11 protein-coding genes are annotated in these 16,492 nt (G+C 63.4%); 6 read left to right on the plus strand and 5 right to left on the minus strand.

The genetic code is table 11. The annotated features are described in order from the left end of the window. Positions 1–23 precede the first annotated feature (23 nt). Genes OKA05_RS05830 through OKA05_RS05840 form a run of 3 tightly spaced genes read left to right on the plus strand, consistent with a single transcriptional unit; the run spans position 24 to position 3,298 of the window. A complete protein-coding gene (locus OKA05_RS05830) occupies positions 24–1,463 on the plus strand; it encodes a tetratricopeptide repeat protein (protein ID WP_264486173.1) in 1,440 nt (479 codons plus the stop codon). Beyond that, positions 1,460–2,551, plus strand: a complete 1,092-nt coding sequence (locus OKA05_RS05835) for a HupE/UreJ family protein (protein ID WP_264486174.1) — start codon at positions 1,460–1,462, stop codon at positions 2,549–2,551. The genes OKA05_RS05830 and OKA05_RS05835 overlap by 4 nt, the downstream gene beginning before the upstream one ends. Before the next feature lie 27 nt (positions 2,552–2,578). Then, positions 2,579–3,298, plus strand: coding sequence for a uracil-DNA glycosylase family protein (locus OKA05_RS05840; RefSeq protein ID WP_264486175.1), 720 nt, complete (start codon positions 2,579–2,581; stop codon positions 3,296–3,298). A gap of 7 nt (positions 3,299–3,305) precedes the next feature. On the opposite strand, the gene OKA05_RS05845 is transcribed toward OKA05_RS05840, so the two are convergent. From OKA05_RS05845 to OKA05_RS05865, 5 genes are all read right to left on the minus strand, one after another. Beyond that, positions 3,306–4,037 (minus strand): 3-keto-disaccharide hydrolase, encoded by a 732-nt coding sequence (locus OKA05_RS05845; RefSeq protein ID WP_264486176.1) that lies wholly within the window; start codon positions 4,035–4,037, stop codon positions 3,306–3,308. A gap of 99 nt (positions 4,038–4,136) precedes the next feature. Further along, positions 4,137–5,507: an L-serine ammonia-lyase gene (locus OKA05_RS05850; protein WP_264486177.1), complete on the minus strand. Its 1,371-nt coding sequence runs from the start codon at positions 5,505–5,507 to the stop codon at positions 4,137–4,139. 165 nt (positions 5,508–5,672) lie between these two features. After that, complete coding sequence (locus OKA05_RS05855; protein WP_264486178.1) at positions 5,673–7,160, minus strand: sulfatase family protein; 1,488 nt, start codon at positions 7,158–7,160, stop codon at positions 5,673–5,675. Positions 7,161–7,308: 148 nt separating this feature from the next. Continuing rightward, positions 7,309–8,877: a LamG-like jellyroll fold domain-containing protein gene (locus tag OKA05_RS05860; RefSeq protein WP_264486179.1), complete on the minus strand. Its 1,569-nt coding sequence runs from the start codon at positions 8,875–8,877 to the stop codon at positions 7,309–7,311. Beyond that, the gene (locus OKA05_RS05865) at positions 8,874–9,464 is read right to left on the minus strand and encodes a sigma-70 family RNA polymerase sigma factor (RefSeq protein ID WP_264486180.1); all 591 of its coding nucleotides are present in this window, start codon (positions 9,462–9,464) and stop codon (positions 8,874–8,876) included. Before OKA05_RS05865 ends, OKA05_RS05860 begins: the two co-directional genes overlap by 4 nt. Positions 9,465–9,615: 151 nt before the next feature. Here OKA05_RS05865 and OKA05_RS05870 point away from each other — a divergent pair, with 151 nt between their 5' ends. The 3 genes from OKA05_RS05870 to OKA05_RS05880 all read left to right on the plus strand — a co-directional run bounded on the left by OKA05_RS05870 (position 9,616) and on the right by OKA05_RS05880 (position 16,446). Beyond that, positions 9,616–10,350, plus strand: a complete 735-nt coding sequence (locus OKA05_RS05870; protein ID WP_264486181.1) for a hypothetical protein — start codon at positions 9,616–9,618, stop codon at positions 10,348–10,350. A gap of 89 nt (positions 10,351–10,439) precedes the next feature. After that, entirely contained in the window at positions 10,440–14,006 is a 3,567-nt protein-coding gene (locus OKA05_RS05875; protein WP_264486182.1) for a hypothetical protein, read from the plus strand. A 46-nt stretch (positions 14,007–14,052) separates the two neighbouring features. Next, the gene (locus tag OKA05_RS05880; RefSeq protein WP_264486183.1) at positions 14,053–16,446 is read left to right on the plus strand and encodes a hypothetical protein; all 2,394 of its coding nucleotides are present in this window, start codon (positions 14,053–14,055) and stop codon (positions 16,444–16,446) included. Positions 16,447–16,492: the final 46 nt, after the last annotated feature.

Here is a 16,492-nt window from a genome sequence, read left to right on the forward strand (position 1 = left end):
CTCTTTCAACTCGCGCCTTCCCCATGGATTCCATCCCGCAAGACACCTCACCCGCTGCCAGCAGATCGGGGACATGGCGGATCCCCGCGCTGCTGCTCTGCATCGCGGCAGCTTTCGCCGCGGCCTACCTGCAGAAGAAACACGATTCCGTGAGCGACCCGTCGGAGTCAAAGGAAGTGGCTCAGCCCGCGCCGATCCGCACAGCAACCGATATCCTCGCGGCGATTCCGCGAACCGATGATGGCAAAGCAACCGATCAGGCCTTGGCCAAGTGCCTTGCCACGGTTTCCGCGAATCCCGCACTGGCAGACCCGTGGGTGTCTCTCGGCGACATCCTCGCGCAAAAGCAGCGCGATACCTCTGACCCCGGCTACTACGCGCACGCCGAGTCGGCCTACATGAAGGCGCTGGAGCTCGATCCGCGCAGTGTGGATGCGATGGGCGGGCTGGCATGGGTTACCGGTGGCCGCCACCTCTTCGACAAGAGCATCGCATGGGCAAACCAAGCCCTTGAGATCGATCCGGGCCACATTGCGGCGACCGGCATCATCGGCGATGCGGCCCTGGAGCTGGGCGACTACGAAAAGGCCTATGAATACTATCAGAAGATGATGGACCTGCGCCCCGATCTCTCCTCGTGGAGCCGCGGCGCCTACCTGCTCTGGCTGACCGGTGACAAGATGAATGGCACCGCCCTGATGGACAGGGCGATCAAGGCCGGAGCCCCCTATGGGGAGAATACCGCATGGTGCCGCGCGCGGCTGGCGATGATGTATTTCAACGATGGTGCCCTGCTCCCGGCGCAGCAGGTGCTGGCACCGGCCTTGGAAAAAAATCCACCGAATCCCCATGTGGTCCTGGCCGCGGCGCGGATCGAGGCCGCCAAGGAAAACTATCCAGCGGCCATCGCCCTTTGCGAGCGCCTGTTAGAAAGTGAGCCGCATCACGAGGCGCTCGTTATTGCCGGAGATTGCCAGGCAGCCGCAGGCGACGCCGTGGCTGCGGAAGCCTACTACGCGCGGGTCGAGGACTTCCATGCGCAGCAGGAAGCCAAGGGTGGCCACGGCCACATGCAGATGGCCCGCTTCTATGCCGACCACGATCGGAATCTGGTGGTCGCCTTGCGGATGGCGGAAGAGCACAAGCTCACTCGCAATGTGGTCGAGGCCGACGTGCTTGCCTGGTGCTATTTCAAGAATGGCAACCTCCCGAGGGCCAAAGAGGTGATGAAGGTGGCACTCTCCCAGAACACGCCGGACGTGGAAATGGAGTATCATGCCGGCATCATCGCCGCGGCGAGTGGGCAGCCGCAGTCGGCCAAGAAGCACCTGCGGCTCGCGCTTTCCCGCAATGCCGGCTTCAACCCGCTGCAGGGACCGAAGGCCCGGGCGGCCTTGGAGAAATTGAGCACCGGTGCCTCCATGGCAGCGGAAAGCGATCACCCCACCCCTGCTGAACAGTGAGTGCCTCGTGTTGGTTTGGCCGCGGTCTTCGCCATCTCGGTGCCGTCCTGTTTTTACTCATCAGCTTTGCCCGTCCTGCGCTGGCGCATGACGAGCCGACGAGCTTCGTGGATCTCAAAGTCAGCGGGCAGGGAGTGGATGCCAGCTTGGTTGCCTCGGTCACGGATCTGGCTCACTACATGCCGGACACCGAGCCGGCGATGTTGCTCGCCGTGCCGCTCACGGAGGCCCGGCGGCTGGCACTGGCCGAACTTGTCACCAGCCGCTTCAAGCTGGGCGCCGATGGCGCACCGGTGACGCTCCGCCTGGTCGATATGGTTCCCTTTGCGGACAAGCGCGATTTGCGCCTGGAGTTCCATGCAGATTGGACAGCACCGCCGAAGGCTCTCCGGATCGAAAGCAACCTCTTCCCCTACGATACCCGGCACCGCACGTATCTGAACGTCTACACCACGGACAAGCTGGTCTATCAGCACGCCTTTGAAAATGGCTCACCGCCCCTTGAGTTGCAGGTGGGCGCGACGCAGGGATTGGGAGAGGTGATCCGCGAGTTTGTCTATGAAGGCATTCACCACATTTTCATTGGGCCGGACCACATCCTTTTCGTGATCGGTCTTCTGCTATTAGGCGGCAGTCTGAAACATCTTCTGAAGATCGTCACGGCCTTCACGATCGCTCACAGCATCACGCTCTGCCTTGCAACTTTCCGGGTCCTGACGCCGCCCGCGACTGTCATCGAGCCGGTCATCGCCCTTAGCATCGTGTTCGTCGGCGCGCAGGCATTGATGGGGATGCAGCATCGCGACCCGCGCTTGATCTTCGCTTTCTGTTTCGGGCTGATCCATGGCTTCGGCTTCGCCAACGTGTTGCAGGAAATGATGCTGCCCCCCAGCCAGTTGGGTTGGTCGCTTTTCTCATTCAATGCCGGCGTGGAGATCGGTCAGGCGTGCATCATCCTGGCCGTCGCACCGCTACTTTCCGTGATAAGGAAGCGAGATCCCAAGGTCGCCCGTAGCGTCGTTTCAGCGGCAGCATTGTTGGTGACGACCGCGGGAGCGTTCTGGTTCTTCCAACGGATCTTGCCGTAAGCGATCAAACCACGCTTGAGTCGCCGCGTGTCCGATGCCCTGATCGCCGCTTCCCGCACGCTTGCCGACCGCTTGCGACCGTTGACCTTTTCCACGGCCAGCCACGTCTATCTGCCGCTCGACTACGCCCGTGAGCCGCATGAGCTCTACCTCCAGCGCTTCGGTGGCGGGAAGAAGCGGGTGGTCTTCCTGGGAATGAACCCGGGGCCGTTCGGGATGGCGCAGACCGGGGTGCCGTTTGGTGAGATCCCGGCGGTGCGTGATTGGATGGGGATCTCCGCGCCTGTTGGCAAGCCGGCGGCTGAGCATCCGAAGCGGCCGGTCCAAGGATTCGATTGCCCGAAGTCCGAGGTCAGCGGCCGCCGTCTGTGGGGCCTCTTTGCGGAGCGCTATCCTGTGGCGGATGATTTCTTCCGCGAACACTTCGTGCTCAACTACTGCCCGCTCGTCTGGATGAGTGCGACCGGGGCGAACCTGACTCCGGACAAACTTCCATCCAACGAGATGGAGGCGGTGGAAAGCGCCTGTCTCGATCACCTCGCCGCCGCTCTGGAAGTACTGGATCCGCAGTATTTGATCGGTGTCGGCGGCTACGCTGAGGAACGCCTCAAGGCCGCGGCCGAGCGCACCGGCACGAAGGCAACGCTCGGTCGCATTCTGCATCCGTCTCCCGCCTCTCCCGCCGCCAACCGCGGCTGGGGCGAGGCCGCGACCAAGCAGCTGCTCGCGCAGGGAATCTGGACGTGATGGCGGGCTACTTCGCAATCACGGGGGCAGTCTGCTCCGCGGTCGCCATGCCACCGGGCAACTCGAGCAAGCGGATGTTCCGGAAGTGGATCTCCGAGCCCTCCGCCTCCAGGCACAGGTAGCCCTTTCGCACGCTCGCCTGGCTCATGCCGTTCACGAACTTGCCGTTGATCGACAGCTTGATCACGCCATCGACGCAGACGACTTCATAGCGGTTCCATTCGCCCACGCCGTTGCAGCGCATCTCTTTGGACATGCTGCGTTCCCCGCGCGGGAAATCCGGCACCGCTTGCAGGCCATTGGCTCCGAACAGTTCACCGGAGACGTAGCCGGGGTGGTTGGGTGAGCCGTCGGCCTTCGGATTGAGCCGCAGCCACTGGAGTTCCAGCATCTGGACCTCCATGCCCTTCGGCAGCCGCTGGCCCGGGGCGGGCGTGCCTTCGCTCCACACGAAGACGCCGGAGTTGCCACCCTCCTTCATGTGCCGCCACTCGATCTGCAGGATGAAGTTCTCATACTGCTTCTCCGACCGCATCACGCCGATCGGGTTGCCGGTGCAGATGAGCAGGTCGTCCTTCACCGTCCACGTCGCGGGCGAGGTATTCACATCCACCCAGCCGCTGAGGTCGCGGCCGTTGAAGAGAGGTTGGAAGGCAGGTGCCTCGTCCGCTGCCGCGAGGGGCGTCGCGATGAAGACGAATGGGAGAACGAACGAGGAAAGAATAGGTCGGACGGGCATGCTGGGAAGACTACGTGGAAAAGCGTTCCATTCTTTTAAATGAACGAACGTCGCGTGCCAGCAACCAACTCCCGCGTGCCGAGCTTCCCCGTCGGCATTCTAACACTCCACGACATTCACCGCCAGGCCGCCGCGGGACGTTTCCTTGTACTTGCTCTTCATGTCGCGGCCGGTGTCGCGCATGGTCTTGATGACCTTGTCGAGCGAGACGAAGTGCGAGCCATCGCCTGCCAGGGCGAGGCGTGAGGCATTGATCGCTTTCACCGAGGCCATCGCGTTGCGCTCGATGCAGGGGATCTGGACCAAGCCGCCGACGGGGTCGCAGGTCAGGCCGAGGTTGTGCTCCATGCCGATCTCGGCGGCGTTCTCGACCTGCTTGGGGGTGCCGCCGAGATACTCGACCAGTCCCGCGGCAGCCATCGAGCAGGCGACGCCGACCTCACCCTGGCAGCCGGCCTCCGCACCGGAGATGGAGGCATTGCGCTTGTAGAGCATGCCGATCGCGGCGGCTGTGAGTAGGAAGCGATGCACGCCATCCGGGTGGGATGGGTGACGGAAACGCGCCGCATAGTGCAGCACGGCGGGGATGATGCCGGCGGCACCGTTGGTCGGGGCCGTCACCACGCGGCCACCGGCGGCGTTCTCCTCGTTCACCGCGAGCGCGTAGAGGTTCACCCAATCGAGGATGGTCAGCGGGTCATTCAGACAGGCTTCCGAATTGCTACGAAGGTTCTCGTAGATCGCCTTGGCGCGGCGCGTCACCTTCAGGCCGCCGGGAAGCGTGCCTTCCTGCGAGCAGCCGCGCTTCACGCAGGCCTGCATGGCCTGCCAGATGGCGTCGAGGCGCGCGCGGGTTTCAGCTTCCGGCCGCAGCGCGTTCTCGTTGGCGAGCAGCAGCGAGGCGATGGACAGGCCCGTCCGCTCGCAGTGCGCCATCAGTTCCGCGGCATTCGTGAAGGGATAGGGCTGTTCGATCTCGGCCGCGGGCGGAGTTTTCATCTCGGCCTCGCTGGCGATGAAGCCGCCGCCGAGTGAGTAGATCACCGCATCGGCGAGCGGCGCTCCGTCTTGATCGAGCGCGGTGAAATGCATGCCGTTGGGATGCAGCGGCAATGGCTTGAGGCGCTTGAAGTCGAGGTCGCGCTTCTCGTCGCAATCCAGCTCGGCTCCCCACGGCGTGAGTAATTTCCCCGCACGGATCGCGGCGAGCTTTTCGGGAATGGAATCGATGACGACCGTCTCCGGCTCTTCACCGAGGAAGCCTAACAGAATTGCGGTATCCGTTCCGTGGCCCTTTCCCGTCGCGGCGAGCGAGCCGTAAAGATCGCAACGCAATCTCGCCACGCGCGAAGCGAGACCATCCGCCTCGATCTTTCGAACAAACCGGCACGCGGCGCGCATCGGCCCCACGGTGTGGGATGACGACGGGCCGACGCCAATGGTGAACAGGTCGAGAGCGGAGAGGGTCATGGTGCCGCCGGGCAGCGTGAGGGTTCGCGCGGATCGCCGCAAGAACGCGGGGGAAAATTGACCGATTCCGCGCCGGGAGCTGCGGGTTGATGTCAATGTGCCTGCCTTCAGGATCTTGCGTCGGCAGGAATACCTTGCCGGACAACAAACATCCGGCGCTCGTCCTCATTCATACCGCCACTTCAGCACCCAAGGATCCGCGGTCTCCTTTTGGGCCGCCTTGAGCCGCTCCTTCAGCCCGGTGAGCTGAGTGGCGAATGCCGGATCATCGGCCAGGTTTTTCGACTCCGCCGCATCGGCGATCAGGTCGTAGAGCTCGAACTTCGGCCGCTGGATATAGGAGCCGACGGTGCGCTTGCCGTACGGTGCCTCGACGCCCTTCTGGTATTGGGCTTGCCATGTCGATGCGGCCCACAGGTCCGACGCAAAGGGGTAGGGAAGCGGCGAGGCGATGTTCCAGATCAGCTTGAAGCGCCGGTCACGGATCGCACGCATCGGGTAATACATCTGGATCTCGTGGAAGGTGTGCGAGGCGATCACCTCGTCCCAGCCCTCGCCGTGTTCCTTTCCTAGCAGACCGGTCCACGAGCGCCCGTGATAGCGCGCGAACTTGGGCCCCGCGTTTTCGCCGACACCCAGCGTCGCGACCGGAAGCAGTTGCTTCGGGCCAGCCTTCTCCGCGTCGTAGCCGCCCGCGGCATCGAGCAACGACGGCGTGATATCGGTGTGGGAAATCATCGCGTCGTTTGCGATCCCTCCGGCCGTGCCGGGCATGCGGACGATGAACGGCACGTGAAGCCCGGCTTCATAGACGGTGGTCTTGGCACCGGGAAAAGCCATGCCGTGGTCGGCGGTGAAGACGATCAGCGTGTTGTCGTACTGCCCGGCTTCCTTGAGCGCGGCGATCAGCGCGCCGAGGGCTTTGTCGGTGCGCGTCACGCTTTGGTAATACTGGGCGAGCTCGCGGCGGCATTCCGGAGTGTCTGGCAAAAAGTCCGGCACCGGCAGCTTTGCCGGGTCGTAGGTGACTTCCTCCGTGCCCGGATACGATTCACCGGCTGGCGGATTGCCGAAGCGGTTCGGCTTCAGCTTCTCCGGAGCGCTTTCATCGGTCGCGCCGCTGCGGTGCGGATCATTGGTCCAGAAGCAGAGGAAGAATGGCGCGTCGGATTTCTCGGTGAAGAGCGGCTCGCAGGATTCGATCCACTTCGGCGTGTTGCTACCGCCGCCAGCGGGCTTGAGGTACTGATCGAAGTGATAGACCGACTCCGGTGCCACGTGGAGCTTGCCGATGTGCGCGGTGCGGTAGCCGAGCGACTTCAGTTGCAGCGGCAGGCTGAGCGCGGCGCAGCTCGCGAAGGTTTCGAACTTGTGGTAGTCATGCACGTGGCCGAACTGGCCATTGGCGTGGTTGTGCAGTCCGGTAAGGATGACCGAACGACTGGCCGAGCAGGACGCCGTGGTGGCGAAGGCCTGGGTGAAGCGCGTGCCTTCTTTCGCCAGTGCATCCAGATGCGGCGTCTGAATGATCGGCGAGCCGTAGCAGCCGGCGATCGGGCTCTGGTCGTCGGTAACGAAGAGCACGATATTTGGCCGGGCACCGGCTATGCCGGCCAGCAAGACGGCCACGACGACGGATAGGATCGCGTTCACGATCCCAAGAAGGCTCTAAGGCGGAGGGAATGACAATCCGTCTTAGCTCCTGGGCGATTTTAGTAAGGCACGCGTTGAGAATCGTCTAGACATGCGGACGCGGGCAAAGCGCTGGTCATGATGCTGAGGCCGGAGAGCGCGGGGCATCTCATGGTGGCGTCTCCGGCATCTCATTGCGAGTCTTCAGCGCGAGAATCTCGTCGTGCGAAAGGGCAGTGTCGAAGATGAAGACCTCGTCCACCTCGCCGCGGAAGAATCCGCCGTGATGGTGATCTGGAACACTCTGGTTGTAGGCGACGTTCCGCCCCAGCCAGACGCCGTGGCTCGCGCCTTCGGTTCGCGTGTTCAATGCTAGCAGGGAACGCCGCGAGATCGGCTCCAGCTCACCGTCCAGATAAATGAGCACATGCTTGCCAATGTCCGCGTGCGACGCTTCGAAGAGCACCACGGCGACATGGTGCCACTGGCCGTCGCGCAAATCAGTCGCGCCGACGATCTGGCCTCCGTGCGCGCCGACGCGCAGACGGCCCACCGGACCTTCCTCTAACAGCGGGTTGACGGAGACCTGCCAGACGCCGCCGTGGTTGTCGCCCGCAAATTGGCCCCATGAGACGATGCCGAAGCCTTCGCGCGTGCTGAAGTCCTGCGGCACCCTCACCCAGAAGCTGACGGTGCGCGGTTCTTGTCCGCCGATGCCGGGGAAGTCGCTCTCGGCATAGCCACCCTTGCCATCGAAGGCGAAGGCGGAGTCAAACACGCCCGGCACCGCGGAGGGTGCCTTGCCTTGCTCCATGGCACGGAGCTGCAGGTCGTAGCCGGTTCCCTGGAAGCCACGGACTTGCGCCGCATCCTTGCCGGTGGCGGCTCCTTCCAGCGGCCAGTGGATCGCCCGTGGCGCCCCCGAGCGCTGCGGCGGCAAGGCGGTGTAGAAGGATCCGGTGTCAGCGGCCATGCGTTCACCTCCCTTGCCGTCGAAGCGCAGGGCGTCGTTCTTCTTCAGCAGCACCATTTCACCGCCGGTCGGGATGGCTTCCACTTCGCCTTCGAGCACGTGAGTCTCCACCCCCTCGTTGCTGACGGAGACGCCGAACTCGGTGCCGTGGTCGACCGTGCCTACCGGCGTATTGAGCCGGTAGCCGTGACCGGCCTCGGTGAAGCGCATGAGCACACGGCCACGGTGAAGAACCGAGCTCATCGGTCCGGCGAATTCCAGGTCGGCGGGACCTTCCACGATCATCCGGCCACGACCGCCCATCTCCAGCTCCACCAGTCCGCTCTGGAAGCGCAGGCGGGTACCCGGCTTGAGCGCTTCTCCTTCCGTAAGTTGCGCGGCATCGCTCCAAGTGACCGTTTCGAGACGGCTCACGCTGCCCATCTTCTCCGGCCGCATGAACAGCCAGGTGGAGAAGCCGAACACGACCATCGCGGCGATCGCCGTGACGCGGTTCCGCCAGCTCCGGCGGCGGATCTTACCCCGCACGCCGGAAAGAAACTCGTCCTGATCTACGCGGTGCAGTGCCGCCATCAATTTCCCGTGACGGCGCTCGGCCGAGAACTCGTCTTCGAGCGCCACGCCTAACAGGCCCTCGACAACCGCGTGTCCGCCGAGGCTTTTGAGGGCCTCCGGGTCGGTGGCGAGTTGTCCCGCGAGTTCTTGCCGCTCCGCTTCCTCCAGATCGCCGGCCAGCAGCCGCGCAATGTCTTCGTCCCGCTTCATGATTCCCGCACCTCCATTTTCCGCTGCACGCATTCTGCCAAGAGTTCCCGCAGCCTGTGAAGCTGCATCGTCAGCGCCGAGTAGCCCCTGCCGCTCTCGGCGGAAATCTCGCGCACTGTCTTGCCCGTCACGTAGCGCTGATTGAGCAGCTCTCGCGAAGGACCATCGATCTTGCCGAGGCAGGTGTGCAGTGCGTCGAGCGCACCGCTTTCATCGCCGCTGGCAAGGAAGGTGTCCGCACCGCGGTCGATCAGCGCCTGCAGTTCGTCGTTGCCGCCGATGCATTGCTCGCGGCGCTTTCTCACGAAGTTCCGCAGGTGATTGATGGCGATCCCGCGCAGCCAGCCCTCGAAGCTGGCGTCTCCGCTGTAGGTCTTGATGCGGCGGAAGGCGGTGACGAAGACGTCCTGCGCCAGATCGTCCGCCGCGGCCCAATCGCGGATGCGCGAGCGGAGAAATCCACGCACCCAGCCCTCGTGGAGCCGCACGAGTTCCCCGAAGGCTTCCATCCAGCCGGGGCCGCGCGCTTGCATCCGCTGCAGCAAGGCATCCGAAGAAGAAGCCGGTGAGTCGAAGACAGGGTTCACAAGGGGCAAGTGTGTTGTGCCTCACAGGGTGCCACAAAAAATTTCGCGGCGGCGAAAAGAATCCCGAGCCGGGAGTTTTTCACTCCGGCGATGTGTTACCCGAATGGCCTGGCGACAAGTGACCGGTGACCCAACTGAGAGACCCTATTGCATGATCAAGAAAACAACCCTCCTGCTCATCGCCGGCCTTTGTGCCGGTACCACCAGTTCCCATGCTGCCTACGTCCTGATCAATGGCAGCTTTGAAGACACCTCGCTGCCCTTTCCCAATGGCTGGACGCCGGGAGGAACGATCACCGATCCCGGCGGCGCAGGCTTTGCGAATGGAACCGCCGACGCTTTCATGGATGCTGGTGAATCCATCACTCAGGACTTCAGTGGCGGGGTCACCACCGCCACCGCGGAGAACTACAACTTCCAGCTCGATTTCGCGTTTCGTTCGAGCTCGTTGAGCACCACCTCGGACCAGCGCTTCCGGCTGCGGGACCACAACAACACGGGAGAGATGATTTCCCTCGGTTTCGAGACGGCTGCGACCGGCGGTGGGACGGCACTCAGCTACTTCAATGGTAGTAGCTGGATCACCGCCATCGACGCCGCCTTCTCCCTCAGCACCACCTACTACTTCCGGGTGAACGGCTACAACTTCGACCAGGCCGGCCGCGACTACACCGTCGGCTACTCGACGGACGGGATCAACTTCACGACCGGCGCGAACATCACTGGCTTCCATGGCACCACCTTTGGGGCTGATTTCGAGACTGTCCGCTTCGAGTCCGGTGGCTCGCAGATGCGGATCGACGCGGTGTCCATCGTGCCGGAGCCCTCCGCCGCCTTGCTCGGCGGCTTGGGCTTGCTCGCCCTGCTGCGCCGCCGGCGTTCCTGAGCCGCCGTGGATTCCGCACTTCCATCATCGGAGCTGCCTTTAACCCGGGCGGCTCCGCTTTTTCCCAAACCCAAATCGACCTCTTACCGATGTCCCGTCTCCTTGTTGTCATCCCGCTGCTAGGCACGCTTCCTGCCGCCGAGCTTCTCCATAATCCCGGCTTTGAAACCGCGCCCTTTCCCGCCTCCTGGACTTCATCCGGCGGAGCCGTATCGGCGGCCGGGCTGAATGGCACCGCGGCTGCCGCCCGGCTGCCCTACAATACAATGGCCACCCTCTCGCAGATTACGGGATCGGGGGTGGCGGACTTTACCTTCGACGTCTGCTTCCAGATCGCGGGTACGAATGAAGCACAGTCGTTTCGCATGACCCTGCTTGCGGGCGGCGAGGATGCCATTGACCTGCGCACCGCCACCAGCGGCGTGCTGGAAGTGGGGATCGGCAATACCTCCCAAGTGCCGCTGACCGCCATCGCGGACGGTTCCACCTCGAATGTGCCGGTCAGTCAGACGGTGAAGCTGCGCGTCATTGGCCGGGGCTTCGGCACGGCCAATGCGAAGTATGACCTGCTGTGGACCGCGCCCTATACCGGCGCCAGCGTGCCCGCCTTCACGCGGGCTGCGCTCGACCTGTCCTCGTTCGGCGGGCCCTCTGCCACCACCTCGCCACTCAATGGCGTACGATTCCAGCGCAATGTCACCGCCGCGAATTCCTTCTCCGTGGACGGTCTTTCCCTTCAGGATGATGACGTGGTCCCTGGGATCGCCGCTACCCATCAGCTCATCGTCCCGCCGCCGGACAAGGTGGTGAATATCTCCGGAGTCTATCCGCACCTTGTGATGACTAACAATCACGCGGAATGCGGTGTGGGCGCGTTGGTACCGTGGGCGGGGAAATTGTGGGCGATCACCTATGGCCCGCACCTGCCGTATGGCTCGTCCGACAAGCTCTATGAGATCTCGTCCGATCTTTCCCGCATCGTGCGCTCGGAGTCGGTCGGTGGCACCCCGGCGAACCGGTTCATTCACACTGCGTCGAACCAGCTCAACATCGGACCCTACTTCATCGATGCCGACCGCAACGTCCGAGTGCTGCGCACCAACGGGGGGAGCGGTGGATTGGTGACGGGCCGCTTCACCGGCAGCGCCGCGCACCTCAGCGATCCGAACCGCATGTATATCTTCACCATGGAGGACGGCCTTTATGACGTGAATCCGACGGACCTGACGCACATCGTTCGCTATCCCGATGTGCAGGGCACCGGCGACAAGTTCCTCCACGGCTATCACGGCAAGGGCTGCTATACCGGCCAGGGGCGCTTCATCGCCACCAACAACGGCCGCAACTGGGACAATCACGTGCCCACCGGCCCCGGCGGCGTGCTCGCAACCTGGGACGGCACCACCGTGCAGCAGAATGGCGGCAGCTATCTCAGCGGACCCGGAGGATTCTTTTACTCTAACAATCGCGACGGCGGCACCCCCGCCACCCCCCAGCCCGATTACATGGCCGGCTGGAATCAAGTCTCCCTCACCCAGCACTGCGAGGCCACCGGCCCCGGCGGCATCTATGGAAATCCGAATCCCGCGACCGATCCGGTCTGGTCCACGGGCTTCGATGCGAAGTCCATCCTGCTCCACGTGATGGAAGGCCAGCAGTGGAACCTGTGGCGTTTGCCGAAGGGCTCCTACTCGCACGATGGCTCGCACGGCTGGCACACCGAGTGGCCGCGCATCCGGCAACTCGATCCGGCGGATCCGCAGGGCATCTACCTGATGCACATGCACGGGCTGTTCTTCGATTTCCCGAAGACCTTCTCGTCTAACAATTTCGCCGGTCTCAAGCCGATCTCGTCGTACTACAAGATGCCCACCGACTACTGCGAGTTCTCCGACGGCCGCATTGTGATGGGCAAGAACGACGCCTCGCAATTCAGCAATTCCCTCGCTTTGAAGGACCAGTCGAACTTGTGGTTCGGCACCATGGAGGATATCGAAAACTGGGGCGCACCCTCCGGCCATGGCGCGGTATGGATGAACGACAGCGTCACCGCGGAGCAGACCTCCGATCCCCTCTTCATCGATGGATTTGTCCAGCGCACGCTGCACTTGCGCAACCTCGGCGCCTCGCCGGTCAGCGTGGAGATCCAGACCTCCACCGGCACGCCCACCTGGACTCCGGTGCGCAGCGTGAACGTGCCCAGGAATGGCTACATCAATGAAATCCTCAGCGATCTCGCCGCCCCGTGGGTGCGCCTGAAATCGTCCGCGGCGAGCACGAATCTCACGGCCTTCTTCCACATGGGTTCGCCGTATCCGCACGGGACCCCCGCATCGGTGCACACGAATGAGTTCGCCGCGCTGGCTGACATCCGCGACACGCGCTCGATTTCCGACGGCATCGTCCGTGTGATGAATGATCCCGCGCTGCCGCTCGAATTCGCCTCGTCCCGCACCGCGTCCAATGGAGCTGCATCGAGCCACCGCTACCACCGCATCGGCGGCGACATGACGCTCAATGACGTGACCAATGCCACCGCTGAAAGCGCTTTGCGCACCTCGGCCGCGCTGACCCAGGAGTTCGGCTCGGATGCTGCCTCGGCGTGGATCGTTGAAGGAGCGACGCGGTTCCGGGTGCCGAAGCTGGATCCGCTCTATGACGCACCCTTCGCCGCCGGCTGGGCCCGCGGCATCCGCGAGACTGTCACCGAGCGCGAGATGCTGAATTGCCACGGCACCTTCTACGAGGTCCCGCGGGACAACTCCGGCGGCATGCGCAAGATGCGCGCGCTGGCCACCCATGGCAAACGTATCACCGACTTTGCCTCGTGGCGTGGATTGCTTGTTCTAACAGGTGTGCTCGACGATGCCCCGGCGTCCGACAAGCTCGTTCGCAATGCCGACGGCACCGCCGCCTTGTGGCTCGGGGAGATCGACGACCTCTGGCGCATGGGCGAGCCTCGCGGCAAGGGCGGCCCGTGGATGAATACCGCCGTCACCACCAATACCGCATCCGATCCTTTCCTGATGTATGGCTACGATCGCAAGGAACTGACGCTCACCGCCGCCGCGGCGACCACGATCACGGTGGAAGTGGACTTCCTCGCCGACAACTCGTGGTCCGTTTATCGGACCTTCCCGCTCGCCGCGGGTGAAACGGTGAACCACGTCTTCCCTGCGGGCTTCCACGCCCACTGGGTGCGGGTGATATCGAGCGCTGCCACCACGGCAACCGCGCAATTCATCTACGGCCCGGCAGATGCCCGCGATGCCTTCCTCGACTGGTCACGCGAGAATGAACTCGCCACCGGCTCCGGCCGCAGCGCCTTGGCAAATGCCGACATTGATGGCGATGGCCTGGGCGAGCTCGCCGAGTTTGTGTTCGGCACCGATCCTCAGATTCCGGATGCCAACCCCGTGCATGCGGCGGGCGGCTTCGCAGAGTTCTTCCAACGCAATCTACAGCCATCGGATGGCATCGGTTGCGAGTTCGAGTCTTCAATGACGCTTGAGAATCCGTGGACACCACGTCCCGACCTCAAGCTGGCGACGGTCGATCAATCCGGCGTGCCGGCGGGCTTCACCCGCGTCCGCTATCAACTCGAACCGGGACACGAGAAGTTCTTCGTTCGGGCTAGGACGTCACTTTCACCATAAATGGAGGTCCGGCGTGATACCCGGCCTTGTTCAAGACACTCTACTGATGATGCGAAGCTTCCTGACCACCCTTGCGTTCCTGACCACTCCGCTGGTCGCCGAGCCCGTCCAACTTTCCGGCATCTATCCGCAGCTTGCCATGTTCAATAACGAGGGCGAGTGCGGCACCGGGGCGGTGGTGCCGTGGGCGGACCGCCTGTGGGTGGTGACCTATGCTCCGCACGCGCCGAAGGGTTCGTCGGACAAGCTCTACGAGATCACCCCTGACCTTGAGCAGATCGTCCGTCCCGAGTCGATTGGCGGCACGCCGGCGAACCGGATGATCCACCGCGAGTCGAACCAGCTCTTCATCGGGCCATACGCCGTCTCGGCGGAAGGGAAAGTACGGGCCATCCCGTACTCGAAGATGTTTGGCCGACCGACCGGCAATGCCCGCCATCTCACCGACCCATCGGGCAAGATCTACTATGCCAGCATGGAGGAAGCGCTCTACGAGGTGGACGTGAAGACGCTCGAAGTCACCGAGCTATTCCGCGACGAGGCTGCGAAAGGCGGCCACAAGGCGAACCTGCCGGGCTATCATGGCAAGGGCCTCTACTCCTCACAGGGCCTGCTGGTGTATGCAAACAATGGCGAGTACGGTGGGGCCGCGCAGAGCCTGCCGGAGACTTCGTCCGGCGTGCTTGCCACCTGGGATGGAAAAGCCAGCGGCTTCGATGTCGTCCGCCGCAACCAGTTCACCGAAGTCACCGGTCCCGGCGGCATCTACGGGAACTCCAGTAGCAAGGATCCAATCTGGACCATGGGTTGGGACCATCGTTCGTTGATCCTGATGCTGCTCGACGGCGACCAGTGGCAATCCTTCCGGCTGCCGAAGGGATCGCACTCCTACGATGGCGCGCACGGCTGGAATACCGAGTGGCCGCGCATCCGCGAGATTGGCGAGGGCGACAAGCTGCTCGCCACCATGCACGGCACCTTCTGGACCTTCCCGAAAACCTTCTCCGCGAAGAACACCGCCGGTATCGCTCCTCGCTCGAACTACCTGAAGGTGATCGGCGACTTCGCCCGGTGGAACGACCGCATCGTCTTCGGCTGCGATGACACCGCGAAAGCCGAGTTCCTCAACAAGCGCAAGGCCAAGGGCGAGATCGCGGCACCGCAGTCGCAGTCGAACCTCTGGTTCACCGAGCCGGACCAACTCGACCACCTCGGCCCGGTGATCGGCCGTGGCGCGCTGTGGGTGCGGGAGGACGTGAAGTCTGGCACGACCAGCGATCCCTTCCTGATCTCCGGCTATGCACGCAAAGGGCTGCACCTTGCCAGCGCCAGCAAGTCCGCCATCGCGCTTGAAGTGGATGAGGATGGAACCGGCTCGTGGAAGAAGGTCCGCGAGATCGAGCATGCCGGGGGTTGCCAGTGGATTGACCTTTCCGGTCTCAAGGGCACATGGCTCCGGCTGATTCCTTCGGCCGAGCTTTCCCAGGCCACCGCTTCGTTCGCTTTCTCGAACTCCGACGAACGTAGTAGTTCACCGGATCCGATTTTCAACGGCCTCGCCAGCGCCGACGAGAAGAACGTCACCGGCGGCCTGGTCCGTGCCCGCGAGGGGAACAAGCGCACGCTCGCCTTCGCCGCCATGGGGCCGGACGCAAGGAATATCGGATGCTACGAACTCCAAGCCGACCTGACCTTGAGTCCCGCCGATGACAAGTTGCTCGCCCACACCAACGAGCACACGAAGATCCCCGTCGGCGTGATTTCCTCGGATGCCGCTTCGGTCGTGTTTGTCGACGACAATGGCAAGCGCTGGCGTTTGCCGAAGGGCGATGCCGCCTTCGATCAAGCCGGTCCGCTTGGCGACAGCCGTGCTGCCCGCGAAGTCGCCACGGAGCGCGATCTCTTCAATGCCCACGGCACTTTCTACGAGCTGCCAGCCAACAATGCCGGCGGCTTTGCCAAGCTCCGCCCGGTGACCACGCACAACCGCCGCATCCACGACTTTTGCTCGTATCGCGGCCTCTTCATCATGACCGGCGTCGGCGCGGAGGCATCGCAGGAGAACCAGCACCTCATCCATTCCGCCGATGGCAAGGCTGTCCTATGGGCCGGCGCGATCGACGACATCTGGAAGATGGGCAAGCCGCGCGGCCAAGGTGGGCCATGGAAAGACTCAGCCGTGACCGCCGGTGCGGTATCCGACCCCTACCTGATGACCGCCTACGACAAGAAGTCGCTGACGCTCGCCAGCGACCAGGACGCCACCATCACCGCCGAAATCGACATCAGCGGTGATGGAAACTGGGTGACCTATCAGAGCTTCAAGGTGACCGTCGGCAAGCCGCTCGCGCACGAGTTCCCGGATGCCTTCTCGGCCTACTGGATCCGCTTCACGAGCGACAAGGGCGCGAAGGTGACCGCGCAGCTCGACTACCGCTGAGCTTCGGTCTTCTGGGATCTTCGCGGGAAGATCCCGTTCGGTGGGG

Origin of the sequence: Luteolibacter arcticus, from assembly GCF_025950235.1 — a bacterium.
Classification (GTDB): domain Bacteria; phylum Verrucomicrobiota; class Verrucomicrobiia; order Verrucomicrobiales; family Akkermansiaceae; genus Haloferula; species Haloferula arctica.